The following is a 16,998-nucleotide window of genomic DNA, read 5'->3' as shown; positions in this document are numbered from 1 at the left end:
TGGTGGGCCTTCCCAGACTTGAACTGGGGACCTACCGATTATGAGTCGGGTGCTCTAACCAACTGAGCTAAAGGCCCATTTTTCCGGTTTATTCCAGCCCTGTTAGCGGTGCGCAATGCATGGTTGCCAGCCGGGCCAAATGCCTTAAAAAGGGTGGTGATTATAGTCAGGCTGTTGATGCTTTCAACAGCCTTTTTAAATCACTCGTCGAGGAAGCTGCGCAGGTGTTCGGAGCGGCTGGGGTGACGCAGTTTGCGCAACGCCTTGGCTTCGATTTGACGGATGCGCTCCCGGGTAACATCGAACTGTTTACCCACTTCCTCCAGAGTATGGTCGGTGTTCATGTCGATACCAAAGCGCATGCGCAGTACTTTTGCTTCCCGGGCTGTGAGTCCATTGAGCACGTCTTTTGTGGACTCGTTCAGGCTCTCTTTGGTGGCGCTGTCCACTGGTGAGTGGATGTTGGTATCTTCGATAAAGTCGCCCAGGTGGGAATCTTCGTCGTCGCCAATGGGGGTTTCCATGGAAATGGGCTCTTTGGCGATTTTCAACACTTTGCGCACTTTGTCTTCTGGCATTTCCATGCGCTCACTCAGCTCTTCCGGAGTTGCCTCTCGGCCCATTTCCTGAAGCATTTGGCGAGAGATACGATTGAGCTTGTTGATGGTTTCAATCATATGCACCGGAATACGAATGGTGCGTGCCTGGTCGGCGATGGAACGGGTAATGGCTTGGCGAATCCACCAAGTGGCGTAGGTGGAGAATTTGTAACCGCGGCGGTATTCAAACTTGTCCACCGCTTTCATCAGGCCGATATTGCCTTCCTGAATCAGATCGAGGAACTGCAGGCCGCGGTTGGTGTACTTCTTGGCGATAGAAATCACCAGACGCAGGTTGGCTTCCACCATTTCTTTTTTGGCGCGGCGCATTTTCGCTTGGCCGATGGAAACCCGGCGGTTGATGTCTTTGATGGTGCCTACGGACAGTTGCTGAACTTCTTCCAGCTGCTGCATTTTCTGCTGGCTGCGTTGCACCTCAGCTTCCATCGCTTTGAGGGTTTCTGCATAAGCGGGCTTGCCTTTGAGAATGCTGGCAACCCACTTTTGATTGGCCTCGTTGCCCGGGAACGTTTTGATAAATTCGCCCCGGGGCATTTTGCCGTGCTTGATGCACAGGGTCATGATGGTGCGCTCTTCACGGCGAACCTGAGCCAGTGCTTCGCGGGTGTTGTCCAGCATGGGGTCCATTTGCCGCGGAGTCAGCTTGAAGAACTTAAAGATTTCTGCCAGTTCTTTCAGGCTCTTTTGAGCAGCGGCGGAGTCGCGACCGTTGCGAGTCAGCGAGCGCTTGGTTTTGGTGAGCTGCTTGCGCATGGACTCAAAGCGCTCTCTGGCCTCTTCGGGGTCTAGGCCGGTGTTTTCCTCTTCGTCGTCATCATCGTCGCCAGACTCTTCCTTCTGCTGAGCTTTGCTCAAGGCTGAGGGTACGTGTTCCACCGGGTCAAGATAACCACTGATGATGTCGACCAGTTTGCGCTCTTCTTTGGCGATCAGGTCGTATTCTGCCAGCAGGCCTTCTACCACGCCCGGCCATTCCGCCAAGGCGGCCATGGTGTCGCGGGTACCGTCCTCAATGCGCTTGGCAATTTCAATTTCGCCTTCGCGGGTCAGCAGTTCCACAGAGCCCATCTCGCGCATGTACATACGCACTGGGTCGGTGGTGCGGTGCTGTTCGGTCTCTACCGCAGCCAATGCCGCTGCCGCTTCAGCGGCGGCAATCTCATCGGTGGTGTTGTCACCGCTGGACATCAACAGTTGATCAGCGTCAGGGGCGGTTTCAAACACGTTGATGCCCATGTCGTTAATCATCTGGATGATGTCTTCCACCTGATCCGGATCGGAGATGTCCTGCGGCAGGTGGTCGTTAACCTCGGCGTAAGTCAGGTAGCCCTGCTCACGGCCTTTGGCGATCAACTCTTTAATGCGGGATTGTTGTTGGCTGGCGTCGGTCATTTCTGCTCGTCGTTTCGGTGATCAATCACCGCTGGTAGTGGGGCGAAAAATAGCGGGGGATTATACTGAATATATAGGGGCTTGTCGCGGGAAATAAAGGCTTTTCGCGGGATTTGTCAACGGTTTCTCATCAAGGTTAGTGTGAGTTTACTTTTTTCGCCTAATTATTTGATTCAATTGAGTTTTTTTCTCATCGCTGAGGTCGCTGCGCAGGGCCGCTGGCAACAGTCGTAAGGCGGCTTTTACATCTTCTTCGTTAGGCTGTGTCTTATTGACCAAAAAAGTCACCTGCTGTTCCAATGGCAGCGTTTCCATGGCGCGGCGTTGGATAAGGCTGATGGCGTCCTGGAACTCCGCGGAGTTGTCTCGCACGGCGTGCTGCGGAGGGTAAATAGAATCGCAGGCGGCGATTTCCGCCAGCAGCGCGCCCTGACCATCCCGGTGCATGCCCAACCAGTGGCCGAGAATCTGGTGAGACGATGCCTCCGTGTTGTTGTGCAAATACTCAACCAGTGCCGCCAATAGCTGAGCCTCCGGATTAGTGCTTTGCTGCAGTGGTTCGCAATCACTGACTTGCTGCGCCAGTGAGGTATTGTTGAGCAAAATCGCTATGGCAGTGCGTTCTGCAGTGAGCTGCATTTTGCTGTGGCGCTGTGTGGTAGTGTCGGAGCTGAAATTGTCTTCGTGAGCTGCTTGCGTCCAGGGTGGTGGCTCGTGCTGCAGTTGGTTTGGCTCGTTGCCATACCATTCGTTGTTGTGAGCCTCAGGGTTGTCTGGGCTACTCGTTGGTTGGGCGGTGTTGTCCGTTGAGGGCTCCGGGTGTTCGGGCGGTAGCGATTCGCTGGTGCTGATCAGCTGATCCAGCTTGTCTGGGTTCATCCCGGTGAGATTCCCCAGCTCCGCAATCATTAGCTCCCGGAAGATGTTCGCCGGTATGCTGTTCAAATAGGGGGCGGCATTTTTGGCCAGCCGCGCCTTGCCATCCGGGGTGTCGGTATCAATGCCTTCACCGGCGGTGGCGAACAGGAACTGGGACAGCGGTTGTGCTTCCGACAGCAGATCCCGAAACCGCTCGGCGCCTTTTTCGCGCACCATGCTGTCCGGGTCGTGGCCTTCTTGTAAAAACAGGAAGCGGGCAGAGCGGCCGTCTTCCATCATCGGCAGGCAGTTTTCCAAGGCGCGATGGGCGGCTTGGCGGCCGGCGCGGTCGCCGTCAAAGCAAAACACCACTTCCGGCGTGTAGCGGAACAGTTTTTCCAGGTGCGGGCCGGTGATCGCAGTACCCAGGGTGGCCACCGCATTGTCAATGCCGAACTGGGCCAGGGCCACAACGTCCATATAGCCTTCCACAACGACTACATTGTTCAGTTCGCCGGGGCTTTGCGTGGCTTCGTACAGGCCGTAGAGCTCGCGGCCTTTGTGGAACACGGGTGTTTCCGGGGAGTTCAGGTACTTCGGTTTATCGTCCCCCAGTACCCGGCCACCAAAGGCAATGGTGCGGCCGCGGGTATCCCGTATTGGGAACATAATGCGGTTGCGGAAGCGGTCGTAGCGCTTGTTCTGTTCCGGCTTTTCAATCAGCAGGCCAGTGTCCACCTGCAGGCGCAGATTGGTGGGGTCGTCACCGAGTTCATTGAGCAGGTTATCCCAGCCGGGCGGTGCATAGCCGATGCCGAAACGAGCGCTGATTTTTCCGTCCAGGCCCCGAGACTTCAGATAGTCGATGGCGTAACGGGCAGAGTGATGGCTGCGCAGCTGCTGGCGGTAGAACAGATCGGCTTTTTCCAAAGTGCCGTAAAGGCGCTTTTTCTGTTTGGCGCGCTCGTCTTCAAATGGGGTGGTTTCTTCTCTTGGAACATCCAGGCCCACATAGTTGGCCAGTTGCTCCACTGCCTCCGGAAACGACAAGCGCTCGTAGTCCATGACAAAACCAAGAGCGTTGCCGTTGGCCTGGCAGCCGAAGCAATAGTAGAACTGTTTGTCTGGGGCGACGGTAAAAGACGGTGTTTTTTCCTCGTGGAAAGGGCAGCAGGCGCTGTAATTCTTGCCGGTTTTTTTCAGCTGTACCCGGCTGTTGATCACATCCACAATGTCGACGCGATCCAGCAGGTCGTCTATAAAATATTGAGGAATTTTCCCGGCCATAAACTCATCGTCGCCATACCCACCTGCGCGGGCATAACAGTATTACCCCAGTTTCTCCTTAACCATTTTGCTTACTGCACCCATATCGCCACGGCCTTGTACCTGGGGTTTGACGATACCCATCACCTTGCCCATATCGGCCATGCCAGTGGCATCGGTTTTGGCAATCGCTTCGCTAACAATCTGCTCCAGTTCTGCTTCACTAAGAGCGGCGGGCAGGAAGGTGGCGATCACGTCCAATTCCATTTGCTCTTGGGCCGCCAGGTCATCGCGGCCGGCATCCTGGTATTGGCTCAGTGAGTCGCGGCGCTGTTTACTCATTTTGTCCAGCACAGCCAGGGTGCGTGCATCATCCAGCTCAATGCGCTCGTCCACTTCAATGCGCTTGATTTCGGCTTGAATCAGGCGAATAACCCCCAGGCGTTCCTTTTCTTTGCTGCGCATGGCGTCTTTCATGGCGCTTTTGATCTGATCTTTTAACGTATCGCTCATGGCTTCTTTCTCAATGGATGGTTTCCTGATAATTGAAGAGGGGAGTTTACCTTGATTGGATCGTTTTTCCACAAACACAAAAAGCGCCGATGAGATCATCGGCGCTTTGCGATACTACAGCGAGGTAGCTTGTACAGTGACCGCGAAGCGGTATCAGTACATACGAACGAACTTGCGAGACTCGCGCTGAACCTTTTTGGCGTGACGCTTAACAGCGGCAGCGGCTTTGCGCTTGCGAGCCCAAGTGGGCTTCTCAAAGAACTCGCGACGGCGTACTTCCGCCAGAATACCTGCTTTTTCGCAGGAGCGCTTGAAGCGGCGCAGGGCAACGTCAAAAGGTTCGTTTTCTTTTACGCGTACAGCTGGCATGTAAAAAATCCTGTTGTATCGATTGTCTGTCTGTTAATGGCCCTGTAAGCAGTCGCAAAACCGGCCCAGGCCTTTGAGGGCGCGTATTCTATACAGGTCAGATAGGGAATGCAAAGGGTGTTTTTGCGCGATTTGTGTGCCACAGCTAGCAGCCTGTGAGCCACTTTTCCCAGACACGCTGTAAATGACATCCCTGTACGCTCGGTGGCCGCTATCCCTGCGGCCAACGGTCTGGGAAAAGTGGCTCACAGGCTGCCTTCATCGTATCATCCCAACTCCTTTCTATTAGGCGGCTTTATATAGATGCTAGTACTGGGTATCGAAACCTCTTGCGACGAAACTGGCGTGGCGCTGTATCACTGCGAGCGTGGCCTGCTTGGACACGCACTGTACAGCCAGATAGATGTGCATTCCGAGTATGGCGGTGTGGTGCCGGAACTGGCTTCTCGCGACCATGTACGCAAGCTGTTGCCGTTAATCCGCCAGGTGCTGGATGAAGCGGGTTGCCAGCGTGATGATATTGGAGGTATCGCTTATACCTCTGGCCCTGGCCTGGTTGGGGCGTTGATGGTGGGTGCCTGTGTGGGACGTTCACTGGCTTACGCTTGGGATGTGCCGGCGGTTGGCGTGCACCATATGGAGGGTCATTTGCTGGCCCCCATGTTGGAAGCGGAGTCTCCGGCATTTCCGTTTGTGGCGTTGCTGGTTTCCGGTGGCCACACCCAATTGGTGGATGTGGCGGGTATTGGTGAGTACGCCCTGTTGGGTGAGTCACTGGATGATGCGGCTGGTGAGGCGTTTGATAAAGCCGCCAAAATGCTCGACCTCGATTACCCTGGCGGCCCGCATATCGCTCGTTTGGCGGAACAGGGTGATCCAACGCGCTTTCGTTTTCCCCGGCCCATGACTGATCGTCCTGGGTTGGATTTCAGTTTTTCCGGCCTGAAGACTTATACCCTCAATATAGTGGCGCAACACCGTGGCGACGATGTTCTGCCAGATGATCAAACCATGGCCGACATCGCCTGCGCTTTTCAAGAGGCAGTGGTGGACACTCTGTCTATTAAATGCCGTCGCGCTCTCGAACAAACTGGCCATAAAACGTTGGTGATTGCCGGTGGTGTTTCTGCCAATACCCGCCTGCGGGAAAAACTGGAACAGTCGCTGGCCAAAGTGGGTGGTAAGGTGTTCTATGCCCGCCATGAATTCTGTACCGACAATGGCGCCATGATCGCCTACGCCGGTTGCCAGCGACTGCTAGCAGGGCACAATGAAGGCTTGGCAGTCAGTGCCCGCCCACGCTGGCCGCTGGATGAGTTGGACGGGATTGCTGGTGGTCTACAGGTGGATACTGTAAATGGATAGGGTCTATATCAGTGATTTGCGCATCGATACCGTAATTGGCATTTACGACTGGGAGCGGCAAGTGCAGCAGACCGTGGTGCTGAATTTGGAAATGGCCTGGGATATCGCCCAGGCTGCAGCCACCGACGATATTCAGCACACGCTTAACTACAAAGCGGTATCTGATCGCTTGATTGAATTCGTGTCTACCAGCGAATTTCAGCTTCTGGAAACCATGGCAGAACAGGTTTGCCAAATTATCCTCAATGAATTTTCTGTGCCTTGGGTAAAACTGCGCTTGGGTAAACCCGGTGCCGTTGCCGCCGCTCGCGATGTGGGTGTGCTGATTGAGCGAGGCAGTAAACCACAGTGATTACCGCTTACCTGGGTATTGGCAGTAATCAAAGTCGCAGTCATAACATTCGCGCGGCCTTGCAATGGCTTGAGCAGTGTTACGACAGTTTGCAGTGTTCTCCAATCTATGAAACCGACCCAGTGGGTGTTGAGTGTAAACGCTTTTACAACCTAGTGGTGGCCATTCAAACGGATCAACCGCTCGTTGAGTTGTATCGTGCGCTGCGGCAACTGGAGCAGCGGCAGGGGCGTTGTCGGGATACTGAAAACCCTTGTCACACCCTAGATGTGGATATTCTGTTGTATGGCGATGTGAGCGGTACGGTTAGTGGCGTGGAGTTGCCAAGGCCGGAAATTCTGACCAATGCTTATGTGTTAAAGCCACTCTCTGATTTAGCCCCGGAATTAACCCACCCTGAGGTCGGAAAAACCTATCGGCAGCTTTGGTGGGAATACGATCGGCCACAGAAATTGTGGCCGGTTGAGTTTCGCTAAGTTTAGTTGGAATTAGTCGCTTTCAATAATTTCAAATGTCACTGATCTGTGTGTTGAATAATTAAGTTCGCCGAATGATAGGGGCTCAGGTGTCGATGATTTTTGAGAATAGCTGGATCGGCGTAACCCAGTAACAACAATCTCTTCGTCAATACCGTCGCTTTCATATCTGTTTCTATTTGTCAGTGAGCCGATGTCATAAACCTTCAGCTTTATGCCAAGTTGTTCTTCGTAGATTACCTTCTTAGCGATGACGTCTGCCAAGGCTTCAGAAACTAGTTCTCGGTTTAGCTCCTTCTTTTTGCTGTGTTTGTACTTTATTTCGCCTAACGAGACGCTTTTAAATTCGTCGACCAGAGAAGCTACAGCTGAAAACTGTTGCTCAGTAGTGACTGCAACATTAATTTTGTTGACACTGTTGTAGCTTGTAGGGCGCTTTGAAAAGTAACCAATTTCTGGAGAAGTTGAGAATGAAGCAGTTTGAATGTCGTTTTTGGCAATTCCTGAATTTACCAGGGTGGCAATAACTTGTTGTCTGATGCGGCTGTTTTCAGCCAACGCTCCGCGCATTTCTTTTGCTTCTGTGGATACAATGATGGAAACAGTTGCAGTGTCTGATTGTACGACTCTCTCCGCATAACCATGTAATGTCACAGTAACTTTATTTGGATAAAAATATCTTTTAAGTTCTTCAGGTGTTCCTTTCAACTCTGTTGAAATCGAGGTCTGCGCATATAAAAAGATAAGCAAAAATAAAATGCGTTTCATAACAAACTCCGTGTTGTTAGGTATGCCGATATTGTCAATAGATCAAAATAGGCAAGTGGGTATTTATTGAACTACATTTTTCTTGTATTCAGCGATAATATCCAGTTTTTTTCTATCCATCGCTTCAGCAATCTCCGCGCCTTTTTTACCTTGCTCGACAAATTCTTTGGCACTGACCATTTGCAGTTCCCGATGAATTCTCCGTAACCAATTCGCGGAGGAGTACTCGGTATTTTCAAAACCGGTGCGGCCGCGAGCGTCTGCGGTGCAAGCCAATAAAAATAGCTCTAACTGATCCGGTTGGCGAAAAGCGTCAAGCCCTTTGAGTAACTTCAAAATGGTTGTCGGGCGCAGGGTTTGCGCTTTGTGGCACAACAGATGGTAGCGCGTGACTTTTTTCGCCAGCACGTAAAAGCGATTGGGCACCTTCAGGCGCTCGGATAGCGCTTTGACCAGCGGCACCCCCCGTTCTTCGTGACCGATATGGCGGGGGAGAATATCGCTGGGGGTGATGGCCTTACCCAAGTCATGCACTAGTACCGCAAAGCGCACAGCGGTATCGTCGCTGAGCAGGGCAGATTGTTGCAGTGACATGATCGTGTGTATGCCGGAGTCCACTTCCGGGTGGTAATCAGCCCGCTGAGGAACGCCAAAGAGTGCATCCACTTCCGGGAACAGAATTTTAAGAGCGCCGCATTGGCGCAATACATCGATAAAGAGTTGGGGTGATCGCTCACCGAGCGCGCGCTCGGTTTCTTTCCAAACCCGTTCAGGGGTCAGTGCGTTCAGTTCGCCGCTGGTTGCCAGCTGCGACATCAACGCCATTGTTTCCGGCGCTATGGTAAACCCCAGGTGGTGGTAGCGGGCGGCAAAACGGGCTACCCGCAGTACCCGCAGCGGGTCTTCCGCAAACGCCGAGGAGACATGACGCAAAACCCGTTTATCCAAGTCAGCGCGGCCGTTATAGGGGTCGAACAGATTTCCCTGCTCATCTTGAGCAATAGCGTTAATGGTCAAATCGCGGCGCAGCAAATCCTGCTCCAGAGTGACGTCCTCTGCGGCGTGGAATTGAAAGCCTTTATAGCCGGGAGCAGTTTTGCGTTCTGTACGAGCCAGCGCATATTCTTCGCCGGTTTCCGGGTGCAGGAACACCGGGAAGTCAGCGCCTACGGCTTTGTAGCCCTGGCTTTCCATCTGTTGAGGGGTGGCGCCCACTACCACCCAATCCCGTTCAACAACGGGATAGTCGAGTAATGAATCGCGTACTGCGCCGCCCACCAGATAGATTTCCATGGGGGGGATTGTAAAGAAGCTGCGGGCGGCGGGCTACTGGCTGCAAGCAGTGTGAGTGCGTTATCGCAAACTGCTATTGATATCGGCTAATGCAGCGTTGCCCGGGCACAGGTCTTTTTCATGCAAGTCCCGCAGTGGCGATGGCATGGTATTGATGACCCGGTGGAAGTCACGCAGGTTCGTGTCCAGGTACAGCAACCCGGTAAGTACTTCGCCGCGCACCTTGTGGTCGTGGATAGCATTGAGTGCCGCGTGAGGGTCGGAGGTATCCAGGTCGCTTTGGGCCTTGGTGAGATGAATCACTGAGCCGTCGTGTAATTCCAATTCCCGTGTCGTGCCGGGGGCGTATTCCAGTGTGATTTCTTTTTCTGCGGGTACAAAGTCGACCACATCGGCTTGGCGAATATGTTCGCGCATATGGTCGTAGCTTTTGGTGGAGTTGGTGGTGTTGTTAAAAGTCACGCAGGGGGAGATCACATCAATAAAGGCAAACCCTTTGTGAGTGATGGCGGCTTTTAGTAAGGGCACCAGCTGTTGTTTGTCACCGGAAAAGCTGCGCGCCACAAAGGTGGCACCCAGTTGCAGTGCCTGGGCACAGAGGTCAATAGGCTCAAAGGCGGTGGCGATACCCCGTTTGCCGGCGGAGCCTACATCCGCAGTAGCTGAATCCTGGCCTTTGGTGAGGCCGTAGCAGCCGTTGTTTTCCACCAGATACAGCATATTCAGGTTGCGACGTACCACGTGAGAAAACTGGCCAAAGCCGATGGAAGCGCTGTCGCCGTCGCCGGAAATACCGATATAGGCCATTTGCCGATTGGCAGCATTGGCACCGGTGGCCACCGATGGCATACGACCGTGTACCGAGTTAAAGCCGTGTGCCTGGTTGAGAAAGTAGGCTGGGGTTTTTGAGGAGCAGCCAATACCGGACAGTTTGGCCACATGATGGGGTTCAATAGCAAGCTCAAAGCAGGCTTGCACAATGGCCGCGCTCACCGAGTCGTGGCCGCAGCCGGCACACAAGGTGGATAGCGCTCCCTCGTAATATTGGCGGGTATGGCCCAGTTCATTGGTGGGCAAATCTGGGTGGCGGAAACTGGGGCGGTGATAGGTCATTGCTGATCTCCTGAAAGTAAGTCTCCCCCGGTTTGGGCGCGCAGCGGCGTGACATTATCTATCTTCAGGGCTTTGCGAATTTCCCGGCTGATATCTTGAGCGCACACCGGCATGCCATCGTAAAGCGTTAAAGGGATCAAGCGGGATGGGTCCGCTGAACATTCGTTCATTAGCAGGGTACGCAGTTGGCCGTCCCGATTTTGCTCGATCACAAATACCTGTTGGTGTTCGGAGAGAAAGGCTTCTACGTCATCGTTAAAGGGAAAGGCACGCACCCGCAGGGCGTTTATATAAATGCCTTCTTCCGACAGGATGTTCTGGGCTTCCAGGGCCGCGTCGGTGGTGGTGCCAAAAAACAGCATGCCAATATCTGTACTTTTATCGGTACTGGGGTTGCCATAGCGCTGTGGTGCTGGCACCAGAGATTTGGCGGTGTGCCACTTTTTCAGCAGGCGCTCCATGCTGTCCACATAGTCTTCGGATTTTTCCGTATAGGCAGCGTCCCGGTTGTGGGAACTGCCACGGGTAAAGTACGCGCCTTTTTGTGGGTGACTGCCTGGGTAGGTGCGATAGCAAATGCCATCGTCGTCCACATCCCGGTAGCGACCAAAAGGTGTATCCATGCGTTCCAGATCCTTTCGGCTGAGAACCTTGCCGCGGTCGTACTGACGATTGTCGTCCCACTCCAGAGGGTCCGACATTACATCATTCATTCCCAAATCCAGATCACTGAGCAGAATAATGGGTGTCTGTAAGCGATCCGCCAGGTCAAAGCTCAGGGCGCTCATCTCAAAGCACTCTTTCGGCGTCGCCGGGAATAACAACACGTGTTTTGTGTCTCCATGGGAGGCGTAGGCGGCGGCAAGAATATCTGATTGCTGAGTGCGGGTGGGCATGCCCGTAGAGGGGCCGGTGCGTTGAATATCGAACAGAACTGTTGGCACTTCGGCAAAATACGCCAGGCCAAGAAATTCAGACATCAACGACACACCGGGGCCGGAAGTGGCGGTAAAGGAGCGGGCTCCGTTCCAGGCGGCGCCAATCACAATGCCGATAGCGGCTAGTTCATCTTCCGCCTGAATCAGGGCGAATTTTTTGCAGCCGGTTTGTTCGCAAATACGAAATTTATTGGCGTATTTTTCAAACGCCTCCACCGCTGAGGTGGATGGGGTGATGGGGTACCAGCCTACCACGGTGGCACCGCCATAAACGGCACCCAAACCGAGGGCGTCGTTGCCGCTCATCATAATTTTTTCGGCGGTCAGATCGCGGCGCTCCACACGAATACCCAAGGGGCACTGAAAGTGCTCCTGAGCGTACTGGTAGCCCATTTCCAAAGCGTGAATATTGGGTAGCACCAGTTTTTCCTTTCCCTTGAATGTGTCGGCTACGAGCCCGGTGAGTACACTGAAATTCATATCCAACAGCGCCGCCAAGGCACCCACATAAATCACATTTTTGAACAGTTGCCGTTTGCGCGGATCGTCGTATTCCCGCTGACACATTTCCGTGAGAGGAATGCCCAGGTAGTGAACATCGTCTCGCTGCACTCGTATATCCAGTGGTTTGGTACTGTCGTAAATCAAATAGCCACCCGCTTGCAGGCAGTCGATATCCTGCTTCAGGCTTTGTGGGTTCATAGCCACGGAAATATCCACGCCGCCACGACGGCCCAGATAGCCTTTTTCAGAAACCCGTACTTCGTACCAGGTGGGCAGCCCTTGAATATTGGAGGGGAAAATATTTTTCGGGCTGATGGGAAGCCCCATGCGAAACAGCGCTTTGGCAAACAGGCCATTGGCGCTGGCTGAGCCGGTACCGTTGACATTGGCAAACCGTATAACAAAATCGTTGAGGGAGCTGATTGATTTTTTGCTCATTGGGAGCCCCCCGCTGATTGCCCAGCCTGGGTAACGGAGTAATCAAACTTCTGCATATCCCAGGCCCCTGTCGGACAGCGTTCTGCACATAACCCACAGTGCAGGCAGACGTTTTCGTCTTTCACCATCACTCGTTCGGTTTTTAGTAAATCGGACACCATTAAATCCTGTTCCAGGTTGGTGGCCGGTGCGTTCAGGCGGCTGCGCAAATCGCTTTCGTCGCTGTTGGCGGTAAAGTTGATGCAGCTGGTGGGGCAGATGTCGGCGCAGGCGTCGCATTCGATGCAGGCGCTTTCGGTAAATACGGTTTGTACGTCGCAGTTCAGGCAGCGCTCCGCTTCTTCCAGCGCGGTTTGCAGGTTAAAGCCCAGTTCCACTTCCAGCTTTCGGTCCTTCAGGGCGCAGGCTTTGTCTGCCAGAGGAACGATCTGACGTTCGCTGTTTTCAATTTGGTTGTCGTACACCCATTCGTGGACGCCCATTTTCTGGCTGACCAGATTGGTGCCGGGAGTCGGGCGTTGTGTCACCGATTGGCCGCTGCAAAACAGGTCGATGGATACGGCGGCCTGGTGACCATGGGCTACGGCGGTAATGATATTGGCGGGGCCAAAGGCAGCGTCGCCGCCGAAGAAGACTTTGGGGTTGCTGGATTGGAAGGTGACTTCGTCCACCACCGGCATATCCCATTTGCCAAAGTCGATGCCGATATCTCGCTCAATCCAGGGGAAGGCATTCTCCTGACCAATGGCCAGTAGCACATCGTCGCAGGGGAAAAATACTGGTGGCTCGCCGGCGGATTTTAATTGGCGGCGGCCATCTTCGTCGTATTCCGCCACTACCTTGTCGAAGTGCATGCCCACCAGTTTGCCGTTTTCAGTAATAAACTCCAGTGGCACATGGCAATCGTAGAAGGGAATATCTTCGTGCTGGGCGTCTTCAATTTCCCAAGGGGAGGCTTTCATTTCACTGGCGGGGCTGCGTACTACAACTTTTACATCGCTGCCGCCCAGGCGGCGAGCGGTGCGGCAGCAGTCCATGGCGGTGTTGCCTCCGCCCAGAACCAGTACGTTTTTGCCTATTTTGGCGGTGTGCTCAAAGGCCACGTTGGCCAGCCATTCGATGCCGATATGGATGTTGGCGTCTGCTTCTTGCCTGCCCGGTAGTTTTGCCAAGTCCCGGCCACGAGGCGCGCCGGAGCCTACAAACACTGCGTTGTAATTTTTGTCGAGAATGTATTTCAGGCTGCTGATATAGGTATCGAAGTGGGTGGCAATGCCCATATCGAGAATGTAATTCACCTCTTCGTTAAGCACCTCTTCAGGTAATCGGAACGAGGGAATCTGGCTGCGCATAAAGCCACCGCCCAGCTTTTGCTGATCGTAAATATCGATGCGGTAACCCAGTGGTGCCAAATCGCGTGCCACAGTCAATGAGGCCGGGCCAGCACCAATCAGGGCAATTTTTTTGCCGTTGGCAGGGGCGATGTCTGGTAGCCTATCTTTGATGTCGTCTTTAAAATCCGCCGCCACACGCTTCAGACGGCAGATGGCCACTGGCTGTTCCTCCACCCGGCCGCGGCGGCAGGCGGGTTCGCAGGGGCGATCACAGGTGCGTCCCAGTACACCGGGAAACACATTGGACTCCCAGTTGAGCATATAAGCATCGCTGTAGCGGCCACGGGCAATCAGGCGAATGTATTCAGGAACTGGCGTATGCGCCGGGCAGGCGTATTGGCAATCGACGACCCGGTGAAAATACTCCGGGTTTTTGGTATCGGTGGGTTTCAAATTATGGTCTCCCAGCCTCTAAGGGTATTTACACCCTGTTTTTATTGTTGTATGCCACAGTGTATTGGGTTTTCGGGAAATGTGAATGTTTTTTGGCAATTTTTTGACAAAAAAGCGGAAACAACCTTTTTGCGGTTACTCCTCGGTGGGTTTTTCCTGGCGACGTGGTGGGTAGTGGAGAGTTTGCACCACCTCATCATCGACAATGGATTCCAGCTTGATATCGAATTTCCACAGCTGGTGAAGGTAGCGCATGACTGATTCGGTGGTGTCTCCCAGCGGGCGATTGTTGTATTGGCAGTGTTGCAGGGTTAAAGAGCGGTCGCCGCGTACATCCACTTCGCTTATCTGAATATTAGGTTCGATATTGCCCAGGTTGTAGCTGGCGGCGAGGTCTTGGCGAATCTGTTTATAACCCTGTTCGTCGTGAATGGCGCCCACTTCCAAATGATCTTGCTGATCGTCATCGACAATGGTGAACAGTTTTAAATCACGGATCACTTTGGGTGACAAGAACTGCAGAATAAAACTGTCGTCCTTAAAATTTTCCATGGAAAAATGCAGGGTGGTAAGCCAGTCGCTACCGGCAATATCCGGAAACCATTCGCGGTCTTCTTCGGTGGGACTTTCGCAGATGCGGCGAATATCCTGCATCATCGCAAAACCCAGGGTGTAGGGGTTGATGCCGCTGTAGTAGGGGGAGTCGTATTCCGGCTGGTAGATGACGTTGGTGTGGTGCTGTAAGAATTCCACCATAAAACCATCGTTCACCAGGCCCTGTTTGTACAAATCATTAACAATGGTGAAATGCCAGAAGCACGCCCAGCCTTCGTTCATTACCTTGGTTTGCCGTTGCGGGTAAAGGTATTGGGCCACTTTGCGAACAATGCGCACTACCTCCCGTTGCCAGGGTTCCAATAAAGGCGCACTTTTCTCAATAAAATACAACAGATTTTCTTGAGGTTCTGATGGAAAAACCGGGTGTGCCCGGGTGGTTTCTTCCGCTTCTTTAACAGGAATGGTTTTCCACAATTCGTTGACCTGCTGTTGCAGGTGGGCTTCTCGTTCCTGCTGTCGTGTCTGCTCTTCCTGAATAGACAGCGGGTATGGCCGCTTGTAGCGGTCGACACCGTAGTTCATCAGGGCGTGGCAGGCGTCCAGCAGAGATTCCACTTCGTCCACGCCGTGGCGTTCTTCGCATTGAGCGATAAAGTTTCGCGCAAACAACAGGTAGTCAATGATCGAGCTGGCGTCGGTCCAGGTCTTAAATAAATAGTTATTTTTAAAAAATGAATTGTGGCCGTAACTGGCGTGGGCGATCACCAGCGCTTGCATGCACATGGAATTTTCTTCCATCAAATAGGCGATGCAGGGATCGGAGTTAATGACAATTTCGTAGGCCAGCCCCATATGGCCGCGCTTATAGCTGTTCTCCATGCTGATAAAGTGCTTGCCGAACGACCAGTGATGATAGTTGATGGGCATGCCAGAAGAGGCGTAGGCATCCAGCATTTGCTCGGAGTTGATCACTTCAATTTGGTTGGGGTAGGTGCTTAACCGATAGCTGTCGGCGATGGCGGCAATGGCGTCGTCGTATTCCTGCAGCAGTTCGAACGTCCATTCGGAGGTGGTGGAGATGGGTTTGCTCATGCCACCTCCAACGGTTTGCCAAACAACTCCCTGAACACCGGATAAATATCCTCTGGCCCGGTGATGTGTTGCATGGCAAAGGCTTGAGGGTTGCTTTGCAGTACTTGTTGGTAGGACTCCCAAAGCGGTTTTGGGCCGCGGCTGGAGATTTCCACGTAGGAGTAATACTGCACCAGGGGTAGGATGTCGTTGCTCAGCACGTCGATGCAGCGGCCGCAGTCTTCTGGCCAGTTATCGCCGTCGGAGGCCTGGGCACCGTAAATATTCCATTCGTTCACCGGGTAGCGGGCTTCGACAATGGTTTTCATCAAATCCAGGGCGCTGGATACCACGGTGCCGCCGGTTTCCCGTGAGTAGAAAAATTCTTCTTCGTCCACTTCCTTGGCGGTGGTGTGGTGGCGAATAAATACCACTTCGGTTTTGTCGTAATTGCGTGACAGGAATAAATACAAAAGGATAAAAAATCGCTTTGCCAGGTCTTTGGTTTTTTGATCCATGGAACCGGACACATCCATCAGACAAAACATGACTGCCTTGGACACTGGCACCGGTTCCTTGCGGTGGCGACGGTAGCGAATGTCAATATCGTCCAGAAACGGCACCGCGTCGATACGGCGTTTCAGACCGGCAATTTTTTCTTCCAGTTCAGCAATGCGATCTTTGAAACTGTCGTCCTGAGTAGTGAGTAGGGTTTTTAGTTCCGCTTCCGCCTGACGCAGCTGTCGGCGTTTACCCATGGTCATGGCCAGGCGGCGGGCACTGGCGCCGCGCATGGAACGCAATACGTCGATGTTGTTGGGGGTGCCTTGATTGGCGAAACCAGCACGCACCCGTTTAAATTCCTCGTTGCCCGCCAGTTGCCGTTTGGTGAGGTTGGGCAGGGCCATATCTTCAAACAGAAAGTCCAGAAATTCCTGCTGGCTGATTTCAAACACGAACTCGTCCATGCCTTCGCCCTGATTGCTGGCTTTGCCTTCACCAGCGCCCTGGCCACCGCCGCCTTCCGGGCGGGGCAATTGGTCGCCGCGCACAAACTCTTTGTTGCCAGGCAGTACATGGGTGTTACGGCCACCGCTGCCGTGCTGAAAAACTGGCTCAGTTAAGTCCTTTCCGGAAATGCCAATTTTTTCGCCACCTTCAATATCGGTAATGCCGCGTTTGCGCAAACGCTCCGCCACTGCTTCCTTTATCTGGGCTCGATGACGGCGCAAAAATCGCTGTCGATTAACAGCACTTTTGTTTTTGGCATTTTTGCGGCGGTCGATAAAGTAGTTGGTCATTTGAGCAGAGCTCCAG

At 53.3% G+C, this 16,998-nt stretch carries 14 protein-coding genes and 1 tRNA gene; 3 read left to right on the top strand and 12 right to left on the bottom strand.

The annotated features are described in order from the left end of the window. The 5 genes from KFE80_05440 to rpsU all read right to left on the bottom strand — a co-directional run bounded on the left by KFE80_05440 (position 1) and on the right by rpsU (position 5,018). Positions 1-77, bottom strand: a tRNA-Ile gene (locus KFE80_05440). 123 nt (positions 78-200) lie between these two features. After that, on the bottom strand, positions 201-2,012 hold the full coding sequence (rpoD, locus tag KFE80_05435; protein ID UTW46329.1) for an RNA polymerase sigma factor RpoD: 1,812 nt from the start codon (positions 2,010-2,012) through the stop codon (positions 201-203). A 147-nt stretch (positions 2,013-2,159) separates the two neighbouring features. After that, positions 2,160-4,157 carry a DNA primase gene (gene dnaG / locus KFE80_05430; protein ID UTW46328.1) on the bottom strand — a complete coding sequence of 666 codons (1,998 nt, stop codon included), beginning with the start codon at positions 4,155-4,157 and terminating at the stop codon, positions 2,160-2,162. Between the two features lie 42 nt (positions 4,158-4,199). Beyond that, positions 4,200-4,649, bottom strand: coding sequence for a GatB/YqeY domain-containing protein (locus KFE80_05425; protein UTW46327.1), 450 nt, complete (start codon positions 4,647-4,649; stop codon positions 4,200-4,202). Positions 4,650-4,802: 153 nt separating this feature from the next. Further along, on the bottom strand, positions 4,803-5,018 hold the full coding sequence (gene rpsU / locus KFE80_05420; protein ID UTW46326.1) for a 30S ribosomal protein S21: 216 nt from the start codon (positions 5,016-5,018) through the stop codon (positions 4,803-4,805). A 303-nt stretch (positions 5,019-5,321) separates the two neighbouring features. Here rpsU and tsaD point away from each other — a divergent pair, with 303 nt between their 5' ends. Genes tsaD through folK form a run of 3 tightly spaced genes read left to right on the top strand, consistent with a single transcriptional unit; the run spans position 5,322 to position 7,211 of the window. Then, entirely contained in the window at positions 5,322-6,383 is a 1,062-nt protein-coding gene (gene tsaD / locus KFE80_05415; GenBank protein ID UTW46325.1) for a tRNA (adenosine(37)-N6)-threonylcarbamoyltransferase complex transferase subunit TsaD, read from the top strand. Next, positions 6,376-6,735 carry a dihydroneopterin aldolase gene (folB, locus tag KFE80_05410; GenBank protein UTW46324.1) on the top strand — a complete coding sequence of 120 codons (360 nt, stop codon included), beginning with the start codon at positions 6,376-6,378 and terminating at the stop codon, positions 6,733-6,735. Before tsaD ends, folB begins: the two co-directional genes overlap by 8 nt. After that, complete coding sequence (gene folK, locus KFE80_05405; protein UTW46323.1) at positions 6,732-7,211, top strand: 2-amino-4-hydroxy-6-hydroxymethyldihydropteridine diphosphokinase; 480 nt, start codon at positions 6,732-6,734, stop codon at positions 7,209-7,211. Before folB ends, folK begins: the two co-directional genes overlap by 4 nt. A 12-nt stretch (positions 7,212-7,223) precedes the next feature. Here the strand turns inward: folK and KFE80_05400 are convergent, their stop codons facing one another. From KFE80_05400 to KFE80_05370, 7 genes are all read right to left on the bottom strand, one after another. Further along, positions 7,224-7,979 (bottom strand): SIMPL domain-containing protein, encoded by a 756-nt coding sequence (locus tag KFE80_05400; GenBank protein ID UTW46322.1) that lies wholly within the window; start codon positions 7,977-7,979, stop codon positions 7,224-7,226. A 63-nt stretch (positions 7,980-8,042) separates the two neighbouring features. Continuing rightward, complete coding sequence (locus KFE80_05395; protein UTW46321.1) at positions 8,043-9,272, bottom strand: multifunctional CCA addition/repair protein; 1,230 nt, start codon at positions 9,270-9,272, stop codon at positions 8,043-8,045. 60 nt (positions 9,273-9,332) lie between these two features. Then, positions 9,333-10,385 (bottom strand): 2-oxoacid:ferredoxin oxidoreductase subunit beta, encoded by a 1,053-nt coding sequence (locus KFE80_05390; protein ID UTW46320.1) that lies wholly within the window; start codon positions 10,383-10,385, stop codon positions 9,333-9,335. After that, positions 10,382-12,265, bottom strand: a complete 1,884-nt coding sequence (locus KFE80_05385; protein UTW46319.1) for a 2-oxoacid:acceptor oxidoreductase subunit alpha — start codon at positions 12,263-12,265, stop codon at positions 10,382-10,384. The genes KFE80_05390 and KFE80_05385 overlap by 4 nt, the downstream gene beginning before the upstream one ends. Then, positions 12,262-14,052, bottom strand: a complete 1,791-nt coding sequence (locus tag KFE80_05380; GenBank protein ID UTW46318.1) for an FAD-dependent oxidoreductase — start codon at positions 14,050-14,052, stop codon at positions 12,262-12,264. The genes KFE80_05385 and KFE80_05380 overlap by 4 nt, the downstream gene beginning before the upstream one ends. A gap of 135 nt (positions 14,053-14,187) precedes the next feature. Further along, complete coding sequence (locus KFE80_05375; protein ID UTW46317.1) at positions 14,188-15,702, bottom strand: SpoVR family protein; 1,515 nt, start codon at positions 15,700-15,702, stop codon at positions 14,188-14,190. Next, complete coding sequence (locus KFE80_05370; GenBank protein UTW46316.1) at positions 15,699-16,982, bottom strand: YeaH/YhbH family protein; 1,284 nt, start codon at positions 16,980-16,982, stop codon at positions 15,699-15,701. The genes KFE80_05375 and KFE80_05370 overlap by 4 nt, the downstream gene beginning before the upstream one ends. Positions 16,983-16,998: the final 16 nt, after the last annotated feature.

Source organism: bacterium SCSIO 12696 (assembly GCA_024397955.1).
Lineage (GTDB): Bacteria > Pseudomonadota > Gammaproteobacteria > Pseudomonadales > Porticoccaceae > SCSIO-12696.
This window is presented reverse-complemented; position numbering and strand designations above follow the sequence as displayed.